The organism is Symbiobacterium thermophilum IAM 14863, assembly GCF_000009905.1.
Taxonomy (GTDB): Bacteria; Bacillota; Sulfobacillia; order Symbiobacteriales; family Symbiobacteriaceae; genus Symbiobacterium; species Symbiobacterium thermophilum.
Window position 1 is genome coordinate 2,295,085 of sequence record NC_006177.1, and the last position, 19,699, is coordinate 2,314,783.

The following is a 19,699-nucleotide window of genomic DNA, read 5'->3' on the forward strand; positions in this document are numbered from 1 at the left end:
CGCAGCGTGCACGAGGGAAATGCACGAAACCGGCGCCGAGCCCGCGCGGCCCCGGCCGCCCCTTGCAAACCGGCGTTCCGTGGGGTAGTCCTAGATAGAGAGGATCACAGTCGCGGCAAGGGGGCAGCCCGTTGAACCAGGCAGTACCACAGATCGACGTGGTCGGCGCGGTCATCGAAAACGAATCGGGCGAGGTGCTCTGCGCCCGCCGGGCTCCCGGATCGGCCCGGGGCGGTCTCTGGGAGTTCCCCGGCGGAAAAATTGAACCCGGCGAGCGCCCCGAAGAGGCGCTGCGCCGGGAGATTCGCGAAGAATTGGGGTGCGACATCGTCGTCGGCGAGCCAGTCGCGGAGGCCACGCACCGCTACCCGGAGGTGGTGGTGCGGCTGCTGACATTCCGGGCGCGCCTCGTCCGCGGCCGGCCCGTATCCCGGGAGCACGCGGAGCTGCGCTGGGTGCCCGTCGCCGCACTGGGCCGGCTCGACTGGGCCCCCGCCGATCTGCCGACGGTCGCCCGGCTCCAGGCCGAAGCCGGAGCCCCGGGCGAGGGCCGCCCCGTCAGCCCAGGTGAATGAGCCCCAGGTGGACGGCGCCGCCGTCCTCCCAGAGCGCGTCCCGAAGCTCCTCTGGGTAGACCGGCTCCGAGAGCGCGGCCACCTCGGCCCGGGTGAACCAGCGGCACTCCCGCACCGGCCCGTCCGGGTCCTGGATGCGCCAGCCCTGCCAGGGCCGGTCGGCCGGACCGGCCGGCTCGGCCGCCCGCCCGGCGAGTGCGGCGCCGGACGGATGGCCGGTGGGCGCCGCCGCCCGGAAGACGATCTCGACCACGTGCTCCGACCGGCGCGCGGAACGGAACTCCTGCACGTAGGCTAACGGTCCCACCTCTGCGGCGACCCCGGCCTCCTCCGCCGCCTCCCGGACGGCGGCGGTACGCAGGTCCTCCCCCGGGTCCAGCGTGCCGCCGGGCAGCACCCACGCTGACCCGTCCCGGCTGCGGCAGAGGAGCAGTTCGCCGCCGGCGTTGAACACCATCACCCGGGCGACGACCCGGATGCCGGTCACCTGCTCGCCCATCCGATTCCACTTCCTTTCGCAGTGATGATTTCAACAGCGCCATCTTACCGCATTCGCCGGCGCCATTCCCAGCGCCCCGGCGACGGAAGGAGGGATCCGCCTGAACCCCGTTCCCATGCCCGACCTCCAACGGCTGAAGGCCGAGATGAAGGACCGTGCGCGGGAGATCGGCATCGACCTGGTCGGCGTGGCACCGGCGGAGCCCTTCCTGCGGGAACGGCAGATCCTGGAGGAGCGCATCGCCCGCGGGCGCGGCCCCAACCCTTACGAGCACCCGGTGGTCGAGGAGCGGGTCTACCCCGAGCGGCTGCTCCCCGGCGTGAAGGCCATCATTGCCTGCGGGATCGCCTACTACCACCCCGACGCCCCGCGCCCGCCCGAGGACCGCGTCGCCCTGCGGGGCTGGCTCTCCCGCTACTGCCGGGGCCGCGACTACCACCAGATCCTGAAGGACCGGATCCTGGCGCTCGCCGCCTGGCTGGAGCGCCGCGCCCCGGGCCACCGGCACGTGGCCTATGTGGACACCGGGCCGCCCCTGGACCGGGCGGTGGCCGAACGGGCGGGCATCGGCAAGTTCGGCAAGCACACCAACCTCATCACCCGGGAGTACGGCACCTGGGTCTTCCTCGGCGAGCTGCTGACGACCCTGCCGCTGCCGCCCGACGAGCCGCAGCCGCCTGCCTGCGGCGCCTGCACCCTCTGCATCGACGCCTGCCCCACCGGGGCGCTCAGCGAATGGCGGCTGGAGTGGGACCGCTGCCTCTCCCACATCACCCAGATGAAGGGCATCATCCCCGCCGAGTACCGGGAGGTCATGGGCAACCGGCTCTTCGGCTGCGACGACTGCCAGGATGTCTGCCCTTACAACCGCCGGGCCCGCCCCTCCCGCCACCCCGAGTTCGCCCCGTCCCCCGACCTGGATGGGGGCGAACCGGACCTGCTGCGGCTCATGGCCATGACCAAGGGCGACTTCCGCCGCTGGTTCGAGCCGACGGCCGCGGGCTGGCGGGGAAAGACCACCATCCAGCGCAACGCGCTCATCGCCCTGGGCAACAGCGGCGACCCGGCCGCCCTACCGGCGCTCACCGCCGCCCTGGAAAGCGAGAGCGCGATCCTGCGCGCCCACGCGGCCTGGGCCCTGGGCCGGCTCGGCCGACTGGCCCCGGACGCCAGGGATGCCGCGCGCTCCGCCCTCGCCCGGCGGGCCACATGCGAGACCGACCCCGCCGTCCGGCTGGAGCTCGGCGCCGCGCTGGAATCGCTGGGAGGCGGCGAATAGCGGCGGCAGGTTGCGGCCAGAATAGCAAGCAGAGGCAGCCCCTATTTCGGCGCCTCTGCTATGCCCATTCTTGGTAGCGGGGGCCGTCCCGGCGGTGAGGGACGGCCCCCTGTCATGCCCTCAGTCCCCGGTCTGCGCCGCGCGCCCGGCACCCGTGCGCCGGGCGACGGCCTGCGCCGACTGCTCGTCGGCGTGGTAGGAGGAACGTACCAGGGGACCCGACTCGCAATGGGCGAACCCCCGCTTCAGGGCCTCCTCCCGCAGGTGTTCGAACTCGGCCGGGGTGTAGAACTTCTCCACCGCCAGATGGCGGGCCGTGGGCCGCAGGTACTGGCCGAAGGTCACGATGTCGACGCCCGCCGCGCGCAGGTCGTCCATCGCCTCGTACAGCTCCTGCATGGTCTCGCCCAGGCCGACCATGATCGAGGACTTCGTGCTGACGTGGGGCTTCATCTCCTTCGCCCGGCGGAGCAGCTCCAGCGACCGGTCGTACTTCGCCCGGGACCGCACCCGGTCCGAAAGCCGGCGCACCGTCTCGATGTTGTGGTTGAGGACGTCGGGCTCCGCGTCCATGACGACGGCCAGGGCGTCCCAGTTGCCGCCGAAGTCGGGGATGAGCACCTCCACGCCGGTGAAGGGGTTCTTGCGCCGGATGGCCCGGATGGTCTCGGCGAAGATGGACGCACCGCCGTCGCTCAGGTCGTCCCGGGCCACCGAGGTGACCACCACGTGCCGCAGGCCCAGCTGCACGCAGGCGTCCGCCACCCGTTCAGGCTCCGCCAGGTCCAGCCCGGTGGGCACGCCCGACCGCACGGCGCAGAACCCGCAGTTGCGGGTGCAGATGTCGCCCAGGATCATGAACGTCGCCGTCCGCCGGTTCCAGCACTCGAAGATGTTGGGGCAGCGGGCCTCCTCGCAGACCGTGTGCAGCCCCTGGCCGCGCATCAGCCGCTTCAGCTCGACGAACTCCGCATCCGTACGCAGGTTGATCTTCAGCCACTCGGGTTTCCGGCTCACGTCCGCCCGGGCGCGGCTGGGCAGGACGGGCAGCTCCATCTCGGGGTCGATCCGGAACTCGGCCATGTTCTCACCTCGTCTGCCCCAAGTCTACCCGCTTTCGGGCCCGGACGCAACGTGCCCCGGGCGTCACGGCCGCCGCTCCCACGGGCGCACCACGCCCACCACGTGGTACTCGGCGTCGTCCGCGATGGCCTGGAGCACCCCCTGGCTGATCTCGCCGTGGGTGAGCCAGCGGGAGCGCTCGCCCTCGATCTGGAAGCCCAGGATGACCTGCCGATACGCGACATTGGGCGGCAGGGCCTCCAGGGCCGGCCGCGGCAGCCGGGTGGGGTCGGCGGCGGCGCTCCCCCGCACGTGAAACAGCCGGCAGGGCTCGCCGCTGCGGCCGATCTCCGCCGCCACGACCCCCAGGGCCTCCGGCGCCGTGCTGTGGATCCAGCAGACGGCCAGCCGGACCGGTCCGTGCTGCCCGATCGCCCGCCGGAGGGCCTGCGCCAGGGCCCCGGTGTCGTGGTAGTCCACCGGCACCGGGTTAATTCCTGCCGGTCTGCCCGGCATCGCGTCCGCCCGCCTGGCCACCACGCTGACGGTGGCGAAGCGCCGGGTCAGCGCCAGCGTCGCTTCCCGGAGCATGCCGGTCCCGCCCACGACCAGTGCGTGCATGTTCCCCCTCCTCCCACCCCGGGTCCCCGACGAAGGGCGCGTCGCCCGCGTCGGGAACCCGGGTGCCACTCGCCGCAAGTTTCGGCGGATTACGGACAGTCTACCATACGCGCGGCCTCTGTGCAGCCGGTGCCGCCGGATCCGGTCCGGGGACGGTCCGGGTCCGGGGGATTGGCCCGCGACAGGGCTCCACATGCCGCGACACGCGCACGGTAAAGTGTGGTACAATTACGAAGGTAATTCTTCACAATCCGTGTCGGGGAGGAACCGCCGTGGTCGAACGCCAGCCACACATCCAGTGCCGTCCGGGCGACGTCGCCCCCTTCGTCCTGCTGCCCGGCGACCCGGGCCGTATCCACGCGATCGCCGCCCAGCTGGACCGCTGGGAACAGATCGCCTGCAACCGGGAATACCGCACCATCACCGGCACCTTCCGGGGCATGCCCGTCTCCGCCACCTCCACCGGCATCGGCGGCCCGTCGACCGCCATCGCGGTGGAGGAGCTGATCCGGGTGGGCGCGCGGGTCCTGATCCGCGTGGGGAGCGCCGGGGCGCTGCAGCCGGGGATCCGGGTCGGCGACCTGCTGGTCGCTGTCGGAGCTGTACGGGAGGAAGGCGCCAGCGCCATGTACGTGCCCCCGGCGTACCCCGCCGTGAGCGACCATGCGGTCCTGGCCGCGCTGCTGAAGGCGGCCGGGGACCTGGGGGTCACCGCCCACGCCGGCCTGGTGCGCAGCCACGACAGCTTCTACACCGACCGGGAGGACGAGCTGACCCGCTTCTGGGCGGGCAAGGGCGTCCTCGGCTCCGACATGGAGACGGCCACCCTCCTTACCCTCGCCCGCCTGCGGGGCGCCCGGGCCGCCAGCGTGCTCAACGTGGTGGTTCCGGCGGACGGCGGGCTGGAGGAAGGGATCAACGACCTGGTGGCAGGAAAGGAGGCGGCGCGGCAAGGCGAAACGGCGGAGATCCGGGTGGCGCTGCAGGCGCTTCACGCGCTGTGGACCGAAGAATCTGGCTAGGAGGTGCGCTTATGGCTGCGCAGCAGAAGAAGAATGTCTGGGCTTTCCGGTTCACGACCCTCTCCCTGGTGTTGATTCCGGTCGCCGTGGGCATCAACTACGTCGGCAAGCTCTTCGCCGCTGCCCTGAAGCTCCCCCTGTGGCTGGACTCCATCGGCACCGTCCTCGCCGGCATGCTGGCCGGCCCCTGGATCGGCGCCATCTCCGGCGGGGTCAACAACATCATCTTCGGCATCACCGCTGACCCGGTCTCATTCTGGTACCTGATCACCTCGATCGTCATCGGCCTGCTGGTCGGTTACCTGGCCATGACCGGCTGGATCCGGGACTTCCCCCGGGCCGTGGTGCTGGGCCTCATCGTCGCCCTGGCGGCGGCGGTGGTCTCCACGCCCATCAACGTCATCCTGTGGGAGGGCACCACCGGCAACGTCTGGGGCGACGCCCTGTACACGGTGCTCCGGAACGGGGGCACGCCGGTCTGGATCGCCTCGTTCATCGACGAGCTGGTCGTCGACCTCCTGGACAAGGTGGCGACCGTCATCATCTCCTTCCTCATCTTCAAGGCGCTGCCGCAGCGGCTCGTGGGGCTGTTCGCGGGCGAAGGCCAGGTGGAGAAGCTGTAGCCGCTCCTCCCTGCGGGCCATCCACATCGCAGACCGGCGCCGGGGCTGCCTCTCTGCCAGCCCCGGCGCCGCAGTGACAGGCAGGTGACCCTCCGTGCAGTTCACCCTCTACGTGCCCGGCGACTCCTGGGTCCACCGACTGGACCCCGTCTCCAAGCTCCTCCTCGCCGCCGTCGGCCTGGCCCTGACCTTCGTCCTGCCCGGCCACCTGGCCCCGGCCCTCCTGCTGGCGGCCGCGCTCGCCATCCTGGCCACGGCCCGGGTGCTGCGCCGGTCAGGAGCCGTCTTCGCCGGCGTCCTCCTCATCGCCGTCACCTTCTTCATCGTCCAGGGGCTGGTCTACGCGGGCAACGCCACCCCGGCGCTGACGCTGGGTCCCGTCACCTTCTACCGGGAAGGGCTGCTGCTGGGGCTCCGGCTGACCCTGCGGCTCTATAACATCCTGGCCTCGAGCCTCATCCTCATCCTGACCACCCGGCCCTCGGACCTGGTGGAATCCCTGATGCGCCGGGGGCTCCCCTCCCGGTTCGGCTACGTCATCATCGCGGTGCTGCAGGTCATCCCCGTCATGGTGGAGGCCGCCGGCCGGATCACCGACGCACAGCGGTCCCGGGGCATGGAGACCGAGGGCAGCCTCTGGGTGCGCCTGCGCGCCTTCATCCCGCTGATGGGGCCGCTGGTCACCTCCTCCCTCATCGCCACGGAGGAGCGGGCCCTGGCCCTGGAGGTGCGGGGCTTCGCCTCCAACCGGAAGCTCACGTTCCTGAGGGACGAGATCATCCCGGGCTACGCCTGGCCGGTGCGCATCGCCGCCCTGGCCGCGCTGGCGCTGGGCATCGCAGGGCGGGTGATGCTGTCATGAGCGTGATCGTGGTGGAAAACCTGCGCTACCGCTACCCCCGGCAGACGCACCTGGCTCTGGACGGCGTCAGTTTTCGGGTGGAACCGGGGGAGTTCGTGGGCATCGTCGGCCCCAACAAGGCGGGCAAGTCCACCCTCTGCCAGGCGCTGGTAGGGCTGGTGCCCCACTTCTACAAGGGCGCCATCGGCGGCCGGGTGGAGGTGGCCGGCCTGGACGTGCACGCCAGCACCGTGGCCGAGGTCAGCCGCAGGGCCGGACTCGTCTTCCAGAGCCCGTTCACCCAGATGTCGGGGGCCAAGTTCACGGTGTACGAAGAGGTGGCCTTCGGGCTGGAGCACACCGGAATCCCCCGGGATGAGATGGTCCGGCGGATCGAATGGGCCCTGCGTCTTCTGGGGCTGTGGGAGCTGCGGGACCGGAACCCCTTCGCCCTCTCCGGCGGCCAGATGCAGCGGCTGGCCATCGCTTCGGTGCTGGTGATGCAGCCCGAGGTCCTCATCCTGGACGAGCCCACGTCCCAGCTGGACCCGGCGGGCACCAGCGAGGTGTTCGCCGCGGTGGCCGATCTCTGCCGGCAGGGCATGACCGTGGTGATGGCCGAGCACAAGGTGGACCGCATCGCCGCCCAGGCCGACAAGGTGCTGGTGCTGGACCGGGGGCAGGTGGTGGCCTGGGGCCCGCCGGGCGAGGTGTTCAGCCTGGACGGCCTCACGGCGCGCGGGGTGGCGGTGCCCGCCGTGACCGCCGCCGCCCGGGAGCTGGGCTGGCAGGAGCCCGACGGCACCTACCCGGTCACGGTGGAGCAGGCGGTGCGGATTGGGGGTGAGCGGCTTGGCCGAGATCATCGTTAGGGACCTCCGCTTCCACTACACCCCGGGCGTGGAGGTGCTGCGGGGCATCGACCTGACGCTGACGCCCGGCTCGGTGGCCATCATCGGGCAGAACGGCGCCGGCAAGTCCACCTTCGTCCGGCTGCTCAACGGCCTCCTGAAGCCGACCGGGGGCGAGGTCCTGGTGGACGGCGTCTCCACCCGCTCCACCACCGTCGCCACCATGGCCCGGAAGGTAGGGCTGGTCTTCCAGAACCCCTCCGACCAGCTCTTCAAGAGCCGGGTGCTGGACGAGGTCATGTTCGGCCCCCTCAACCTGGGGCTGAGCCCGGAGGAGGCGCGCCGGCGCGCCGAGCAGGCCCTGGAGCGGGTGGGCCTCACCGGGGTCGAACAGCACAACCCCTACGATCTGGGGCTGGCGGAGCGGAAGCTGGTCACCATCGCCGGCGTGCTGGCCATGGACACGCCGGTGGTGATCCTGGACGAGCCGACCATCGCCCAGGACGTGAACGGCGTGCGCCAGATCGGCGAGATCGTCACGTGGCTGCAGGCGCAGGGGCGCACGGTGATCACCATCACCCACGACATGGACTTCGTCGCGCGGTACTTCCAGCGGGTCCTGGTGTTCCAGGACGGGCAGGTGCTGGCCGACGGCACCGCGCAGGAGATCTTCGCCCAGCCCGACCTGCTGCGGAAGGCGGGCCTGGAGCCGCCGCCGATCACCCTGCTGGGGCAGGGGCTGGGCCTCCCCGACCCGCCGCTGACCGTCGAGGCGTTCGTGGCGCGGGTGCGGGCGCTGCAGGCACGAAAGTCGTGAACGCCCAAGTGCATCGGACCCGGGCAGGTGCCCGGGTCCGATTTCCTCTGTGATGGTCCCTCGCACAGGCGCGTCGGCAGCCTAGTACAGGCTGACGGTGCCCGGCCCGTACGACTCCAGCCGCCGCTTCACCGCCTGCAGGAAGCGGCCGCAGACCAGCCCGTCCAGGATGCGGTGGTCCAGCGACAGGCAGATGTTCATCATCGACCGGATGGCGATGGCGTCGTTCTCCAGCACCACCGGCATCTTCGTGATCTTCTCGAAGGAGAGGATCGCCGCCTGCGGGTAGTTGATGATCGGCGCCGAGAGGAACGAACCGAAGGCCCCGGTGTTGTTCACCGTGAAGGTGCCGCCGGTCACGTCGTCGAGAGTCAGCCGGCCGGCCCGGGCCCGCTCGGCCAGATCCGCCACCGCCTCGTTCAGGCCTGCGATGGAGAGCCGGTCGGCGTGCTTGATCACCGGCACCGCCAGGGCGTCCTCGGTCGCCACGGCGACGGAGATGTTGATGTCCTGCCGGATCACGATCTCATCGCCGTTCCACTGGGAGTTGAGGATCGGGTACTCCCGCAGCGACTCCACCACCGCCTTGATGAAGAAGGGCACGTACGACAGCGGCCGTCCGGTCCGCGCCCGGAACTCGGGCCCCGCCTGCTCCCGCAGCTTCACCAGGTTGGTGACGTCCACCTGCATCATCGTCCAGGCATGCGGGGCCTCGTGCTTGGCCTGGACCATCTTGGCGGCGATGCGCCGGCGCACCGGGTCGACGGGGATGACCCGGTCGCCGGGCGCCGGCTGGACGGGTGCTGCCGCAGGGGCCGACGGCGTCGGCGCCGCGACGGACGGCGCCGAAGTCGCAGCCACGGCCACCCCGCTTGCCGGCGCCGCCGGGGCCGAAGCTGCCACCCCCGCCGGGGCCGGAGCTGCCACCCCCGCCGGGGCCGCCGCAGCGGCCGGAGGCGCCGCCGGCGCGCCCGCGGCGCGCGCGGCGATGAACGCCTCCACGTCCTTGCGGGTGATCCGGCCGCCGAGGCCGGTGCCCCGCACCTGGCTCAGGTCAACGCCGTGCTCCTGGGCGAGGCGCAGGACCGCAGGGCTGTACCGGCCGCGGCTCGCCCGATCCGGCGCCCCGCTGCCTCCGCCGACCGCCGGCGCACCCTGGGGGGCGGCCGCCTGCGATGCTGCCTGCGCCGAAGCGCCCACCGGCGCGGGCGCCTGCCCCGCGTCCTCTCCCGCAACCTCCATGGTGGCGATGCGGGCGCCCACCGGCACCGTGCTCCCCTCCGGCACGTCCAGCGTCAGAATCCGTCCGTCCGCGGGCGCGGGGATCTCCGCGTTCACCTTGTCGGTGATGACCTCGGCGATGGGCTGGTACCGCTTCACCACATCCCCGGGGGCCACCAGCCACCGGTTGATCGTCCCTTCCGTCACCGACTCGCCCAGCTGCGGCATGGTGATCTCCATTGCGCGTTCCCCCCTCGCCTAGAACTGGGCCAGCTCCCGCATGGCCGCGAGGCACTTCTCCGTCGACAGCATGTAGAACTTCTCCATCGGCCCGGCGTAGGGCATGGCGGGGACATCCGGGCCGCAGAGCCGCTTGATCGGCGCGTCCAGGTCGAAGAGGCACTCCTCGGCGATGATCGCCGCGACCTCGGCGCCGACGCCGTGGGTCTTGCCCGCCTCATGAGCGATCAGCACCTTGCCGGTCTTGCGGGCGGCGGCGACGATCGCCTCCCGGTCCAGGGGCAGGAGGGTTCTGAGGTCCAGCACCAGGGCCTCGTACCCCTCCCGGGCAAGCAGCTCGGCGGCCTCCAGGCAGAAGTGGACCACCTTGCCGTAGGTGATCACGGTGATGTCGGTGCCGTCCCGCTTCACCTCGGCCTTGCCGATGGGGATGGTATAGTCCCCCTCGGGGACCTCGCCCTTCACCGCGCGGTAGAGCCCCTTATGTTCGAAGAAGAGCACCGGGTCGGGATCCCGGATGGCCGAGATGAGCAGCCCCTTGGCGTCGTACGGGGTGGACGGCACCACCACCTTCAGGCCGGCGGTGTTGGTGAAGTACTGCTCCACGGACTGGGAGTGGTACAGCCCGCCGTGCACCCCGCCGCCGAAGGGCGCCCGGATCACCATCGGCACCGTCCAGGCGCTGTTGGAGCGGTAGCGCATCTTGGCCGCCTCGGAGACGATCTGGTTCATCGCCGGGAAGATGAAGTCGGCGAACTGGATCTCGCAGACGGGCTTGGTGCCGTAGAGCGCCGCCCCGATGCCCACGCCGACGATGGCCGACTCGGTGAGCGGCGAGTCCATCACCCGCTGGGGGCCGAACTCGTCGTAGAGCCCCAGCGTCGCCCCGAAGACGCCGCCCTTCTTCCCGACGTCCTCCCCCACGATCCAGACGTCGGGGTCGCGGCGCATCTCGGTGCGCAGCGCGTCGCGCACGGCCTCCACCAGGTTCATCACCGGCATCGGCTCATCCCTCCTTGTACACGTGGCGCAGGGCCTCTTCCGGGGCGGCGTACGGCTGGGCCTCCGCCCAGTCGGTCGCGTCGTCCACGATGGCCGCCACCTTCCGCTCCAGCTCCTGCTCGGCCGCTTCGTCCATCAGCCCGTGTTCGAACAGGTACTGGCGCGCCTTCCGGATGGGGTCCCGGACCTGCACGGCCGCGATCTCCTCCGGGTCCCGGTAGCGCCGCTGGTCGTCGTCCGAGGAGTGGGACGTGATCCGGATGCAGCGGGCCTCGATCAGCGTCGGCCCCTCGCCCCGCCGGGCGCGCTCGTGGGCCTCCTTCACGACCTCGTAGACCGCCAGCACGTCCGTCCCGTCCACCTCCACCCCGGGCATACCGTACCCCCGCCCGCGGGCCGCCACCGAGCCGCCCGCCACCTGCTGGCTCAGGGGCACGGAGATCGCGTACTCGTTGTTCTGGACCATGAAGATCACCGGCAGCTTGTGCAGCCCCGCCCAGTTCAGGGCCTCGTGGAAGTCGCCCTGGTTGGACGAGCCCTCGCCGCAGGCGGTGTAGACCACCACGTCGTCGCCCCGCATCCTGGCCGCCTGGGCGATCCCCACCGCGTGCAGGACCTGGGTCGTCACCGGGCTGGAGCCGGACACGATGTTGAGCGGCCGGTTCCCCCAGTGGGACGGCATCTGCTTGCCGCCGGACGCCGGGTCGGCGCCCCGGGCAAAGGCGCTCAGCATCACTTCCCGGGGCGTCACCCCCACCACCAGGTTGACCCCCAGATCCCGGTAGTAGGGCGTGAACCAGTCCTGCCGCCGGCGGAAGGCGAACGCCGCCCCCACCTGGGCCGCCTCCTGCCCCTGCGGCGAGATGACGAACGGGATCTTGCCCCCCCGCTGCAAGAGCCACAGCCGCTCGTCCAGCCGGCGGGTGAGCAGCATGTAGTAGTACATCTCCCGCACCTGGTCCGCCGTCAGCCCCAGGGCCTCATGCCGGGCCATGGTCGCTTCCTTCATCGCTCTCCCCCTCCCGTCTCGATGCTCACTCACCTGGAAATCCACCGCCTGCACGGGAGCGGACGGCCGGTCCGTCACCAGCCTTCCACCGCCTGCAGGCCGGTCTTCTGCAGGAGAATCGCCTACATGTGGATCGCGCGCCCCTCCACCGCGAGGGCGGCCTCCCCGAAGATCTCGGCGAGGGTCGGGTGCGGGTGGATCACCTGGCCCAGCTCCCAGGCCGAAGCGTTCAGCGTCAGGGCCAGGCCCGCCTCGGCGATGAGGTTGGTCGCGTCGGGCCCGATCAGGTGAACACCCAGCACGTCGCCCGTCGCGGCGTCGGCCACGATCTTCGCGAAGCCGTCCACCGAACCGTGGACCAGCGCCTTCCCGATCCCCCGCCAGGGGAAGGTGCCGACCCGGACCTCCCGGCCCTGCTCCCGGGCCTGCGCCTCGGTGAGGCCCACCGAGGCCACCTCCGGCCGGGTGTAGACGCACCGCGGCACCCGGACCGGGGCGAAGGGCTCCGGGTTCAGGCCGGCGATGTGCTCCATCGCAATGATCCCCTGGTGCGACGCGACGTGGGCCAGCCCACCGCCGGCCACGTCGCCGATGGCGTAGATCGCCGGGTCTCCGGTCCGGCCGAAGCCGTCCACCTGGATGAACCCGCCCGGTCCGTAGGTCACCCGCTCCCGGTTCTCCAGACCGAAGCCCCGGGTCACCGGCTCACGCCCCACCGCGATCAGCAGCGCCTCGGCCTGGAACTCCCGGACCTGCTCGCCCACGCGGGCCTGCACCCGCACCTGCCCGCCCTCCGCCTGCACCGACTCGGGCAGCACCGCGGCGCCGGTCACGATCTCCACCTTGCGGCGGGTCATCAGCTTATGCAGCTCGGCCGCCACCGCCTCATCCTCCGTGGGCAGGATGCGATCCAGGAACTCCAGCACGGTCACCCTGACGCCGAAGTCCGCGTAGAGGCTCGCCCACTCCATGCCGATCACCCCGGCGCCGATGATGATCACCGACGCGGGCAGGTCCGGCCGGGCCAGGGCCTCGTCGGACGTCATCACGTGCGCGCCGTCCACGGGGATGCCCAGGGTCTTGGGCCGGGAACCCGTGGCGATGATGACCTTGTTGAACTCCAGGAGCTCCTGCTGGTCGCCGACCATGACGGAGACCAGCCCGTTGGGCGAGAAGATCGAAGGCGGAACCAGCGCCCCCCGCCCCTGGAACACGGCGACGCCGTTCTTCTTCAGCAACCCCTGGATGCCCTTGTGAAGGTTGCTCACGACCTTGTCCTTGCGCGACCGGACGGCGGCGAAGTCGAGGTCGACGCCGCCCGTCAGCACCCCGTACTCCCGGGACTGGCGCAGCGTGTGCAGCACCTCCGCACTGCGCAGGTAGGCCTTGGTCGGGATGCAGCCCCGGTGCAGGCAGGTGCCGCCCACCTTGTCCTGCTCCACCAGGGCGACCCGGAGCCCCAGCTGCGCGCCGCGGATGGCGGCGACGTATCCGCCGGGGCCGCCGCCGATGACGACGACGTCGAAGGAGTGGCTCATGCAGCTCGCGCCCCCTTTTGCGGCCGCGCGGGCCCGGGGCCCGCGCGCACCGAGGTGCTATACAGTGGATGCAACTTTTGTGCCAGTGATGTAGCCCTTTCGGACCAGCCGGCCCCTTTGAAGTTCTGCACAGACTTGCAGTGACGTGCAAGAGACTGCAGGCATTTCGGTGCACGATCCCCCTGTCCCGTGCTGCCCCCGGTCTATAGACCTAGTCAATTGGTTGCATCAGCATGATCGATTAGCATGATCGGAGTTTGGATGCTATGGTGAAATCGATGGCACTTATGGACTACGGGGCCCCGGGCCCCGCGGCGGGAGGTTTGTCGAAGTGAAGGCGAATGTGGCGATCAACGGCTTCGGACGCATCGGCCGCATGGTCTGCCGCAGGCTGCTCCGTCACCCCGACCTCAACCTGGTCGCCGTCAACGCGTCATACCCGGCCGAGACCCTGGCCCACCTGTTGAAGTACGACACCGTACACGGCCGGCTGGATGCCCAGGTGGTCGCCGGCGACGGCGAGATCGTGGTCGACGGCCACGTCGTCCGCCTGGTGTCCGAGCGGGATGCCTCCAGGCTGCCCTGGCGGGAACTGGGCATCGATATCGTCATCGACGCGACCGGCAAGCACAAGGAGCGGGAGCGCGCCGCGCTGCACCTGCACTCCGGCGCCCGGAAGGTGATCATCACCACCGCCACCAAGGATCCGGACGTCACGGTGGTCATGGGCGTCAACGAGGGCGCGTACCGCCCGGCAGAGCACCACATCATCGCGGCGGCCTCCTGCACCACCAACTGCCTGGCGCCCGTCGCCAAGGTGCTGCACGAAACGTTCGGCATCCGCACCGGCCTCATGACCACCGTCCACGCGTACACCAACGACCAGAACATGCTGGATAACCCCCACCGCGACCTGCGGCGGGCCCGTGCGGCCACCGCGTCCATCATCCCCACCACCACCGGCGCGGCGAAAGCCGTCGCCCAGGTGCTGCCCGAGCTGAAGGGCCGGCTGAACGGCTTCGCCCTGCGGGTGCCCACCCCCGACGTGTCCGTGGTCGATCTGGTGGTCCAGCTGGAGCGGCCGGCCACCCGGGAGGAGATCAACGACGCCCTGCGCAGCGCCGCCCAGGGGCCGCTCAGGGGCATCCTGGCATACAGCGACGAACCGCTGGTCTCAGCCGACTTCATCGGCGACCCGCACTCGGCGATCGTCGACGGCACCCTGACCATGGTCGGACCCGACAACCTGGCCAAGGTCATCGCCTGGTACGACAACGAGTGGGGGTACTCGTGCCGGGTCGTCGACCTCGCGGCGCTGGTCGCCCGGCAGCTGGCGCTGGAGCCGCCGCTGGAGGGCGTCGCGGACTGAGGGCCGGTGCCCCCGCGGCGCTCCGCGCAGACTATCCCCGGGAGGTGATCGGCGTGGGCCACGGACAACCGCCGCGGGGCCGGACGGGCGAGAAGGTCACCGAGTCCGGCACGTACCAGTGCGAGGACCAGACGCGCTGGACATACCAGGCCGGGGAGCGTTTCCGGGAGTGCCCGTCCACCGGCAAGCCCACCGTGTGGGAGAAGACCAGCGAACCCGAGCATGCAGACAGCCGCTGACCGGGTAGATACAGGGCGGCCGTGGGGAGCCCGCCGGCTCCCCACGGCCGCCTTGCCTTGCGTCGCCGGCGCGGCGCCTGGCTCGCGCTGTGCCCGGGTTGCGATCAATACCCGCGGGCCAGATCCACCACGCCGCGCAGGGGCTCGCCCCGCTCGAACCGGCGCAGGTTCTCCGCGCAGTAGGCGGCGATCGCATCGGGCCGGTTCAGCCCGCTCATGTGCGGCGTGACGGTGATGCCCGGCTCCGTCCAGAAGAGGTGGTCCCCGGGCAGCGGCTCCACGGCGAAGACGTCCAGCACCGCCCGGATGCGGCCGCTGCGCACCGCCCGCAGGAGCGCGCCCTCGTCCAGCGTCGCGCCGCGGCCCACGTTGATCAGCAGCGCCCCCTCCTTCATCCCCTCGGGGTCGATGAGCCCGCGGGTCTCGGGCGTGTCCGGCAGGGTGCTGACCAGGAAGTCGACCCCGGCGGTGAACTCCCGGACCTGATCAGGGGTGAAGACCCGGTCGACATGCGGCCGCGGCCCGGGCGTGCGTGCGAGGCCCCAGACCTCCATGCCGAAGGCCTTGCCCCTGACGGCGACTTCCAGGCCGATGGACCCGATGCCCGCCACCCCCAGCCGCTTTCCCGCCAGCGTCTCCGCCCGGAACGGATCCCAGCGGCGCTCCGCCTGCGCGGCGTAGACCCGGCGCAGCTGCTGGGCGTAGGCCAGCATGTGGGCGAAGGCGTACTCGCTCATGGGCGTGCCGAACAGCCCCTCGATGCGGGTCAGCAGCACGCCCGGCGGCAGCGGCGCTGCGACCAGGTCATCCACCCCGGCCGCCATCGCCTGGATCCAGCGCAGCCGGTGCGCCCCCTGCAGCAGATCCGCGGGGAACCGGAAGCAGAAGAGGATCTCCGCCTCGCCGATGGCGCGCTCGGCCTCCTCCCGGCTGGTGCAGGGGATCAGCCGGTAATCGGCCGGATTAGGGATCGCACGCTCCAGCAGGTCCGCATACGTACCGGCCCGCTTGGGCTCGTAGACTAGAATCACCCTGGCCATGCAGACTCCTCCTTTCCACCGGCGGCGCCGGCGGCCTGCGCGGCGCGACGACGCACCCGGTCGGAGGCGACGCCGATGGCCGTCCCCAAGGCCAGCACGACGGCCACCGTGATCGCGATGTACCGCGCCCGCGGCTCCCGGGCGAACATCGCCAGGGGGCTGCGCCCGCCGATCCACTCGATGGTCATGTGGGTCAGCGTCAGAAACACCCATATCCCCAGCGTGATCAGGAATCCACGCACTCCCCCATGCACCGGTCATCCCTCCTGGAGACAGAAAATTCGCCAAAGAAGAGGTCCTCTCCTGTCTTCCCAGGGACGATCATCCCGCGTGAGGGGGGGACGGGTGTGCCCGATCCGATGACCCTGCTCCTGCTCACCCTCTTCGGCTACACCGGTCTGCCCACCCTGCTGGCGCGGACCGGTTTCCGCCGCGCGCTCACGGGGCTGCCGGCCGTGCCGCCACAGGTCGCGCTCACCTTCGACGACGGTCCGGATCCGGTGTGGACCCCGCGGATCCTGGAGATCCTGGACCGCTTCGGGGTACGGGCGACCTTTTTCATGCTGGGCAGCCGGGCGGAGGCTCATCCCGACCTGGTGCGGCAGGTGGCCGCCGCGGGGCACGAAGTGGGCGTGCACGGATACCGGCACCGGCCGGCGGCCCTGCAGGGGCTGCGGTCCACCCTGGCGGACGTGGAGGCCACCGTGCGGGTCCTGACCGGGATCCTGCAGCGCCGGCCCCGCTACTACCGGCCGCCGTGGGGCATCTTCAACCTCTGGACGGGGATCGCCGCGAAGCGGCACCGGCTCATCCCGGTGGTCTGGTCGTTGCACGTGGCCGAGTGGTCCCGGGCGACCACGGCCCACTCCATCTACCTGGACGCCATGCGCCGCGCGAAGCCCGGCACCGTCCTGCTGCTGCACGACGCGGCCGGACCGGGTTCACGGCCCGACGCCCCGGCGGTCGTGGCCCGGGCGCTGCCCCGGGTGATCGCCGGGCTCAGGCGCCGGGGGCTCACGCCGGTCAGCCTGTCGGAGCTGCTGGAGCCGGCGGAAAGGAGGGTGACGGATGCGCCGCCTGGTCCGGACATGGGATCGCCTCGTCCGTAGGTTCCTCGGCATCCGGCCGGCCCGCCCGGACGGCGTCCTGGGTTACGCCGTGCGCCGCTACCGGGGCCGGGGCATCGCCGTGGAAGGCGGGGCGTCGCTCCGCCGGGGCGACCTGGTGCTGGAGCTGCACCTGGACAGCCGCCGCCTGGCCGAGAAGACCGCAGGCCAGAGCCCGCACCGGCGCATCCTGTGGCTCCGGCGAACCCTGCTGGCCGACCTGCGCGCCCTGGCCCGGGCGGTGGAGTCGGACCCCGCCCTGGCCGGGGCCGCGGGTCTCTGGGGGATGACCGTGCTCCACCGCGGGGTCGATGCCCTCGGCTTCGCCGTGGCCGAGCCGGCAGCCGGCTTCGTCGGCCGGCTGGCCACCTGGTACATGCGCGGGCTGCTCGCCGCCTACCACCCCGAGGCAACAGATCGGGTGCAGCACCGCGCCGAGGCGCTCGTCGCGCGGGAAATCTTCCTCCCGATGGACAGGCTCCGTGCCTTAATCGGGCCCGCGCCGGCAGACGGGGAGGAGGCGTTCCAAACGGTAGGGCCCGCCCGGCCGGGACGGTCCTCCGGACCAGGAGGGCCCACCGCATCGTCGGAGCCGCCTACCTGAGGCGTCAACACGACCTTGACTACCGTTGTTGCCGAGCAAACCGTCGCGTACACCCACGGCTCCAGGGCGAACAAGGCAAGGGGGCTCCGCCACCCGCCCCATGTCCGCTTGCGCCAGCGCTGAATGGTGAGTGTAACCGCCCGAGTCGCGCCTTCACACCCTTGCTATATGCGGAGTCCTTGAGAGTTGCCGAAACATCCCCATTCACCTGAGTATTACTTCGACTCCCCTGAACGATAGTTAGATCAGGCTTTGGCCCTCTTGAAGGGACAGACTGACGGTGCGATCACAGCGGCTAAGCCATTCTCTTGTCAAGAGCGCTTCCTCGTAAATACCATCGATTCTCACAATATGCTTCGACCATACGCTTCATGTATTCCAAGCAATCAATAACAAGCTCATGTAATTCCCGGTACTCGTCCAAGGTAACCTCACGCCTCTCGCCGTGAGCGATACCATTTCGGAGGCCCAAGAGTGAACGGTCAATCTTCACAGCCTTGGCTCTCCAATATTCATCGTAAGGAAGTCCAATAGTGCAAAGAACGTTGCTGAGTACCTCACTATTAAGGTTTGAAGCTGTGTCAATTATGCCTTCTGTAGGAATCCGTGCCTGCTCTGTGTCAAATCGGATGAAAGACTCAACGAGTTGTACATGCTTTTCAGCCTGCTTTGTACGAGCAGCTTGCTGTATGTCCCCTAAACGAGCAACAGCCACAAAGTTGAACTGGAGATCGCAGTAACGGAGACCCTTCGAAGCAACATATGCAAGATAGGCCTGGGCTGCCAGTTTTATGTAACCTTCCCAGTGGGCATACAATATCGGCACAGCAGCTCTAAGCCAAAGCTTTCGTAGATGGTCCCTCTTGCAGGCTTCCACCTCAAGCTTGAAAGTCGTGAGTTCCCGCTTACGCCAGGCCAACTCGCTGTCCAAGAATGACACCAACTCGTCAACTGAACGAATCTTCATGGGGCATAGATCGTCCTTCCAAGCGGAATCGTTAAAGGAATGCGTGAGGACGCGCGTACCCCCGAACCTGTACCACTGGTAAACCTCGGATTCTCCCAAATTTTCATATGATTTTCGACAAGTTGCTCATAGGACTTTGAGTAGCCAGGAGTGAGGCAGTGGTACCCTATTCCTAAAGCCACAATTTCGAACATTGAAATAAGAAATGGGCCAACTGGACGATTCTTTTCAAGGTCGAATCTCTTAAAGCTGTCCTCACCTAGAGTCGATGCTAAAAGACTGAAGGTTTTCTCGAACGCAGCTTTCGCCTCGTCTCTGTCAAAGGTGGGGTCCTCTGCTATCTTGATAATCTCATCCGTGAGGAAACTTCCGACCTCCTCGATCTTGGACAAACCGTCAAGCTCTATACGTCGTAACACAATAAACCTAGTTGCTAGTTCCATGTCATACTGCTCACTGAGTTGGCGATCAGTCAGGGGAAGACAGGCTTGGAAATCTTTATTGTTACGCAATTCGTTGAGCCAGTGATAAAACTCACGGTTAACCATGATCAGGATGCAGTTCCGTACCTCCTGATCAGTCGCGATGGATCCACCTGTATTGAGGCGTTGGAAAAGTTCGTATTTACTCTTGGTATCGCTTGTGTTTAGAATAATCTTTATGTCAAACCGCGCCCGCTTAATCTTGAGCTTCGCGACTTGCGGAAGCTCAATGTCTCCTTCCTTCTCAGCTGTCCATACCATGCCCTGAAGGCTGGGAAGATATCGAGTTGCCCGCAACCTTAGAGGTGGGACTCTGTTGCCATCCTGATCCTTCAGCTCACCCATCAACTGGAGAACCGTTGAAATTCGCTGAAGTCCATCGATAACGTCCCACGTGCCTGAGCTTGTCTCAGCAACGAATATGGAGGGAATCGGTATACCTAGCAAGAGGGACTCAATAAAAGCGGTCTTCTGAGCATCAGTCCAGCGAAAGAAGCGTTGGAACTCGGGATGGATGTCGAGTTCCCCATCACGGTACATGGAAACAAGTTCACCAACCGACATGGCATAGGCGTCGGTGGATATTTCTTGGCTCCTGTCCGCAATCTCCTTCTCGAGAGACAACTCCAACCTCCCCTTTCAGTAGGCATAGTATTTCTGCGACCTGCAGACGCAATACCAAACACACCTGG

At 69.0% G+C, this 19,699-nt stretch carries 22 protein-coding genes; 11 read left to right on the forward strand and 11 right to left on the reverse strand.

The features are described 5' to 3' along the window. The first annotated feature begins 131 nt into the window (after positions 1 to 131). Positions 132 to 575, forward strand: a complete 444-nt coding sequence (locus tag STH_RS10785; protein ID WP_011196275.1) for a (deoxy)nucleoside triphosphate pyrophosphohydrolase — start codon at positions 132 to 134, stop codon at positions 573 to 575. Here STH_RS10785 and STH_RS17340 read toward each other — a convergent pair. Beyond that, entirely contained in the window at positions 559 to 1,074 is a 516-nt protein-coding gene (locus tag STH_RS17340) for an NUDIX domain-containing protein (RefSeq protein ID WP_050742240.1), read from the reverse strand. The genes STH_RS10785 and STH_RS17340 overlap by 17 nt on opposite strands. A gap of 115 nt (positions 1,075 to 1,189) precedes the next feature. Here STH_RS17340 and queG point away from each other — a divergent pair, with 115 nt between their 5' ends. Then, a complete protein-coding gene (gene queG, locus STH_RS10795) occupies positions 1,190 to 2,353 on the forward strand; it encodes a tRNA epoxyqueuosine(34) reductase QueG (protein WP_011196277.1) in 1,164 nt (387 codons plus the stop codon). Positions 2,354 to 2,473: 120 nt separating this feature from the next. On the opposite strand, the gene lipA is transcribed toward queG, so the two are convergent. Beyond that, entirely contained in the window at positions 2,474 to 3,436 is a 963-nt protein-coding gene (gene lipA / locus STH_RS10800; RefSeq protein ID WP_011196278.1) for a lipoyl synthase, read from the reverse strand. A gap of 63 nt (positions 3,437 to 3,499) precedes the next feature. Next, positions 3,500 to 4,036: a short-chain dehydrogenase gene (locus STH_RS10805; RefSeq protein WP_043713922.1), complete on the reverse strand. Its 537-nt coding sequence runs from the start codon at positions 4,034 to 4,036 to the stop codon at positions 3,500 to 3,502. A gap of 272 nt (positions 4,037 to 4,308) precedes the next feature. Here STH_RS10805 and STH_RS10810 point away from each other — a divergent pair, with 272 nt between their 5' ends. The 5 genes from STH_RS10810 (at position 4,309) to STH_RS10830 (ending at position 8,190) form a co-directional block, all read left to right on the forward strand. Continuing rightward, complete coding sequence (locus STH_RS10810; protein WP_011196280.1) at positions 4,309 to 5,058, forward strand: nucleoside phosphorylase; 750 nt, start codon at positions 4,309 to 4,311, stop codon at positions 5,056 to 5,058. Positions 5,059 to 5,069: 11 nt separating this feature from the next. Next, positions 5,070 to 5,681 carry a membrane protein gene (locus tag STH_RS10815; RefSeq protein ID WP_011196281.1) on the forward strand — a complete coding sequence of 204 codons (612 nt, stop codon included), beginning with the start codon at positions 5,070 to 5,072 and terminating at the stop codon, positions 5,679 to 5,681. Between the two features lie 94 nt (positions 5,682 to 5,775). Further along, positions 5,776 to 6,543 carry an energy-coupling factor transporter transmembrane component T family protein gene (locus tag STH_RS10820; RefSeq protein ID WP_043713923.1) on the forward strand — a complete coding sequence of 256 codons (768 nt, stop codon included), beginning with the start codon at positions 5,776 to 5,778 and terminating at the stop codon, positions 6,541 to 6,543. Further along, complete coding sequence (locus tag STH_RS10825) at positions 6,540 to 7,394, forward strand: energy-coupling factor ABC transporter ATP-binding protein (protein WP_011196283.1); 855 nt, start codon at positions 6,540 to 6,542, stop codon at positions 7,392 to 7,394. The genes STH_RS10820 and STH_RS10825 overlap by 4 nt, the downstream gene beginning before the upstream one ends. Next, complete coding sequence (locus tag STH_RS10830; RefSeq protein WP_011196284.1) at positions 7,366 to 8,190, forward strand: energy-coupling factor ABC transporter ATP-binding protein; 825 nt, start codon at positions 7,366 to 7,368, stop codon at positions 8,188 to 8,190. Before STH_RS10825 ends, STH_RS10830 begins: the two co-directional genes overlap by 29 nt. Positions 8,191 to 8,271: 81 nt before the next feature. Here STH_RS10830 and STH_RS10835 read toward each other — a convergent pair whose 3' ends face one another. The 4 genes from STH_RS10835 to lpdA form a co-directional block, all read right to left on the reverse strand. Beyond that, complete coding sequence (locus STH_RS10835) at positions 8,272 to 9,651, reverse strand: dihydrolipoamide acetyltransferase family protein (RefSeq protein WP_011196285.1); 1,380 nt, start codon at positions 9,649 to 9,651, stop codon at positions 8,272 to 8,274. 18 nt (positions 9,652 to 9,669) lie between these two features. Beyond that, positions 9,670 to 10,653: an alpha-ketoacid dehydrogenase subunit beta gene (locus STH_RS10840; RefSeq protein WP_011196286.1), complete on the reverse strand. Its 984-nt coding sequence runs from the start codon at positions 10,651 to 10,653 to the stop codon at positions 9,670 to 9,672. A gap of 4 nt (positions 10,654 to 10,657) precedes the next feature. Beyond that, entirely contained in the window at positions 10,658 to 11,662 is a 1,005-nt protein-coding gene (locus tag STH_RS10845; protein WP_070105456.1) for a thiamine pyrophosphate-dependent dehydrogenase E1 component subunit alpha, read from the reverse strand. A 122-nt stretch (positions 11,663 to 11,784) separates the two neighbouring features. Beyond that, the gene (gene lpdA / locus STH_RS10850) at positions 11,785 to 13,200 is read right to left on the reverse strand and encodes a dihydrolipoyl dehydrogenase (RefSeq protein WP_011196288.1); all 1,416 of its coding nucleotides are present in this window, start codon (positions 13,198 to 13,200) and stop codon (positions 11,785 to 11,787) included. A 331-nt stretch (positions 13,201 to 13,531) separates the two neighbouring features. Between lpdA and gap the strand changes: the two genes are divergently transcribed. Beyond that, positions 13,532 to 14,569: a type I glyceraldehyde-3-phosphate dehydrogenase gene (gap, locus tag STH_RS10855; protein ID WP_011196289.1), complete on the forward strand. Its 1,038-nt coding sequence runs from the start codon at positions 13,532 to 13,534 to the stop codon at positions 14,567 to 14,569. Between the two features lie 53 nt (positions 14,570 to 14,622). Further along, the gene (locus STH_RS10860) at positions 14,623 to 14,808 is read left to right on the forward strand and encodes a hypothetical protein (protein WP_011196290.1); all 186 of its coding nucleotides are present in this window, start codon (positions 14,623 to 14,625) and stop codon (positions 14,806 to 14,808) included. 104 nt (positions 14,809 to 14,912) lie between these two features. Here the strand turns inward: STH_RS10860 and STH_RS10865 are convergent, their stop codons facing one another. Both STH_RS10865 and STH_RS18850 read right to left on the reverse strand, forming a co-directional pair. Then, the gene (locus tag STH_RS10865; protein WP_050742241.1) at positions 14,913 to 15,848 is read right to left on the reverse strand and encodes a D-2-hydroxyacid dehydrogenase; all 936 of its coding nucleotides are present in this window, start codon (positions 15,846 to 15,848) and stop codon (positions 14,913 to 14,915) included. Beyond that, positions 15,836 to 16,102: a hypothetical protein gene (locus tag STH_RS18850; RefSeq protein WP_011196292.1), complete on the reverse strand. Its 267-nt coding sequence runs from the start codon at positions 16,100 to 16,102 to the stop codon at positions 15,836 to 15,838. Before STH_RS18850 ends, STH_RS10865 begins: the two co-directional genes overlap by 13 nt. 93 nt (positions 16,103 to 16,195) lie before the next feature. On the opposite strand from STH_RS18850, the gene STH_RS10875 reads away from it, so the two are divergent. Together STH_RS10875 and STH_RS10880 are read left to right on the forward strand one after the other, a co-directional pair. Beyond that, entirely contained in the window at positions 16,196 to 16,957 is a 762-nt protein-coding gene (locus STH_RS10875) for a polysaccharide deacetylase family protein (RefSeq protein WP_050742242.1), read from the forward strand. Beyond that, entirely contained in the window at positions 16,917 to 17,558 is a 642-nt protein-coding gene (locus STH_RS10880) for a YkoP family protein (RefSeq protein ID WP_011196294.1), read from the forward strand. The genes STH_RS10875 and STH_RS10880 overlap by 41 nt, the downstream gene beginning before the upstream one ends. Before the next feature lie 295 nt (positions 17,559 to 17,853). Here STH_RS10880 and STH_RS18470 read toward each other — a convergent pair whose 3' ends face one another. Together STH_RS18470 and STH_RS18025 are read right to left on the reverse strand one after the other, a co-directional pair. After that, a complete protein-coding gene (locus tag STH_RS18470) occupies positions 17,854 to 18,525 on the reverse strand; it encodes an MAE_28990/MAE_18760 family HEPN-like nuclease (protein WP_148205562.1) in 672 nt (223 codons plus the stop codon). Beyond that, the gene (locus tag STH_RS18025) at positions 18,522 to 19,631 is read right to left on the reverse strand and encodes a DUF262 domain-containing protein (protein ID WP_197525161.1); all 1,110 of its coding nucleotides are present in this window, start codon (positions 19,629 to 19,631) and stop codon (positions 18,522 to 18,524) included. The genes STH_RS18470 and STH_RS18025 overlap by 4 nt, the downstream gene beginning before the upstream one ends. Positions 19,632 to 19,699: the final 68 nt, after the last annotated feature.

Coding starts and splice junctions, on each gene's coding strand:
- STH_RS17340 (WP_050742240.1), bottom strand. CDS start 1,074: ATGGGCGAGCAGGTGACCGGCATCCGGGTCGTCGCCCGGGTGATGGTG.
- STH_RS10835 (WP_011196285.1), bottom strand. CDS start 9,651: ATGGAGATCACCATGCCGCAGCTGGGCGAGTCGGTGACGGAAGGGACG.
- STH_RS10805 (WP_043713922.1), bottom strand. CDS start 4,036: ATGCACGCACTGGTCGTGGGCGGGACCGGCATGCTCCGGGAAGCGACG.
- STH_RS10880 (WP_011196294.1), top strand. CDS start 16,917: ATGCGCCGCCTGGTCCGGACATGGGATCGCCTCGTCCGTAGGTTCCTC.
- STH_RS10825 (WP_011196283.1), top strand. CDS start 6,540: ATGAGCGTGATCGTGGTGGAAAACCTGCGCTACCGCTACCCCCGGCAG.
- STH_RS10840 (WP_011196286.1), bottom strand. CDS start 10,653: ATGCCGGTGATGAACCTGGTGGAGGCCGTGCGCGACGCGCTGCGCACC.
- lpdA (WP_011196288.1), bottom strand. CDS start 13,200: ATGAGCCACTCCTTCGACGTCGTCGTCATCGGCGGCGGCCCCGGCGGA.
- STH_RS10815 (WP_011196281.1), top strand. CDS start 5,070: ATGGCTGCGCAGCAGAAGAAGAATGTCTGGGCTTTCCGGTTCACGACC.
- STH_RS10865 (WP_050742241.1), bottom strand. CDS start 15,848: ATGGCCAGGGTGATTCTAGTCTACGAGCCCAAGCGGGCCGGTACGTAT.
- queG (WP_011196277.1), top strand. CDS start 1,190: ATGCCCGACCTCCAACGGCTGAAGGCCGAGATGAAGGACCGTGCGCGG.
- STH_RS18470 (WP_148205562.1), bottom strand. CDS start 18,525: ATGAAGATTCGTTCAGTTGACGAGTTGGTGTCATTCTTGGACAGCGAG.
- lipA (WP_011196278.1), bottom strand. CDS start 3,436: ATGGCCGAGTTCCGGATCGACCCCGAGATGGAGCTGCCCGTCCTGCCC.
- STH_RS10845 (WP_070105456.1), bottom strand. CDS start 11,662: ATGAAGGAAGCGACCATGGCCCGGCATGAGGCCCTGGGGCTGACGGCG.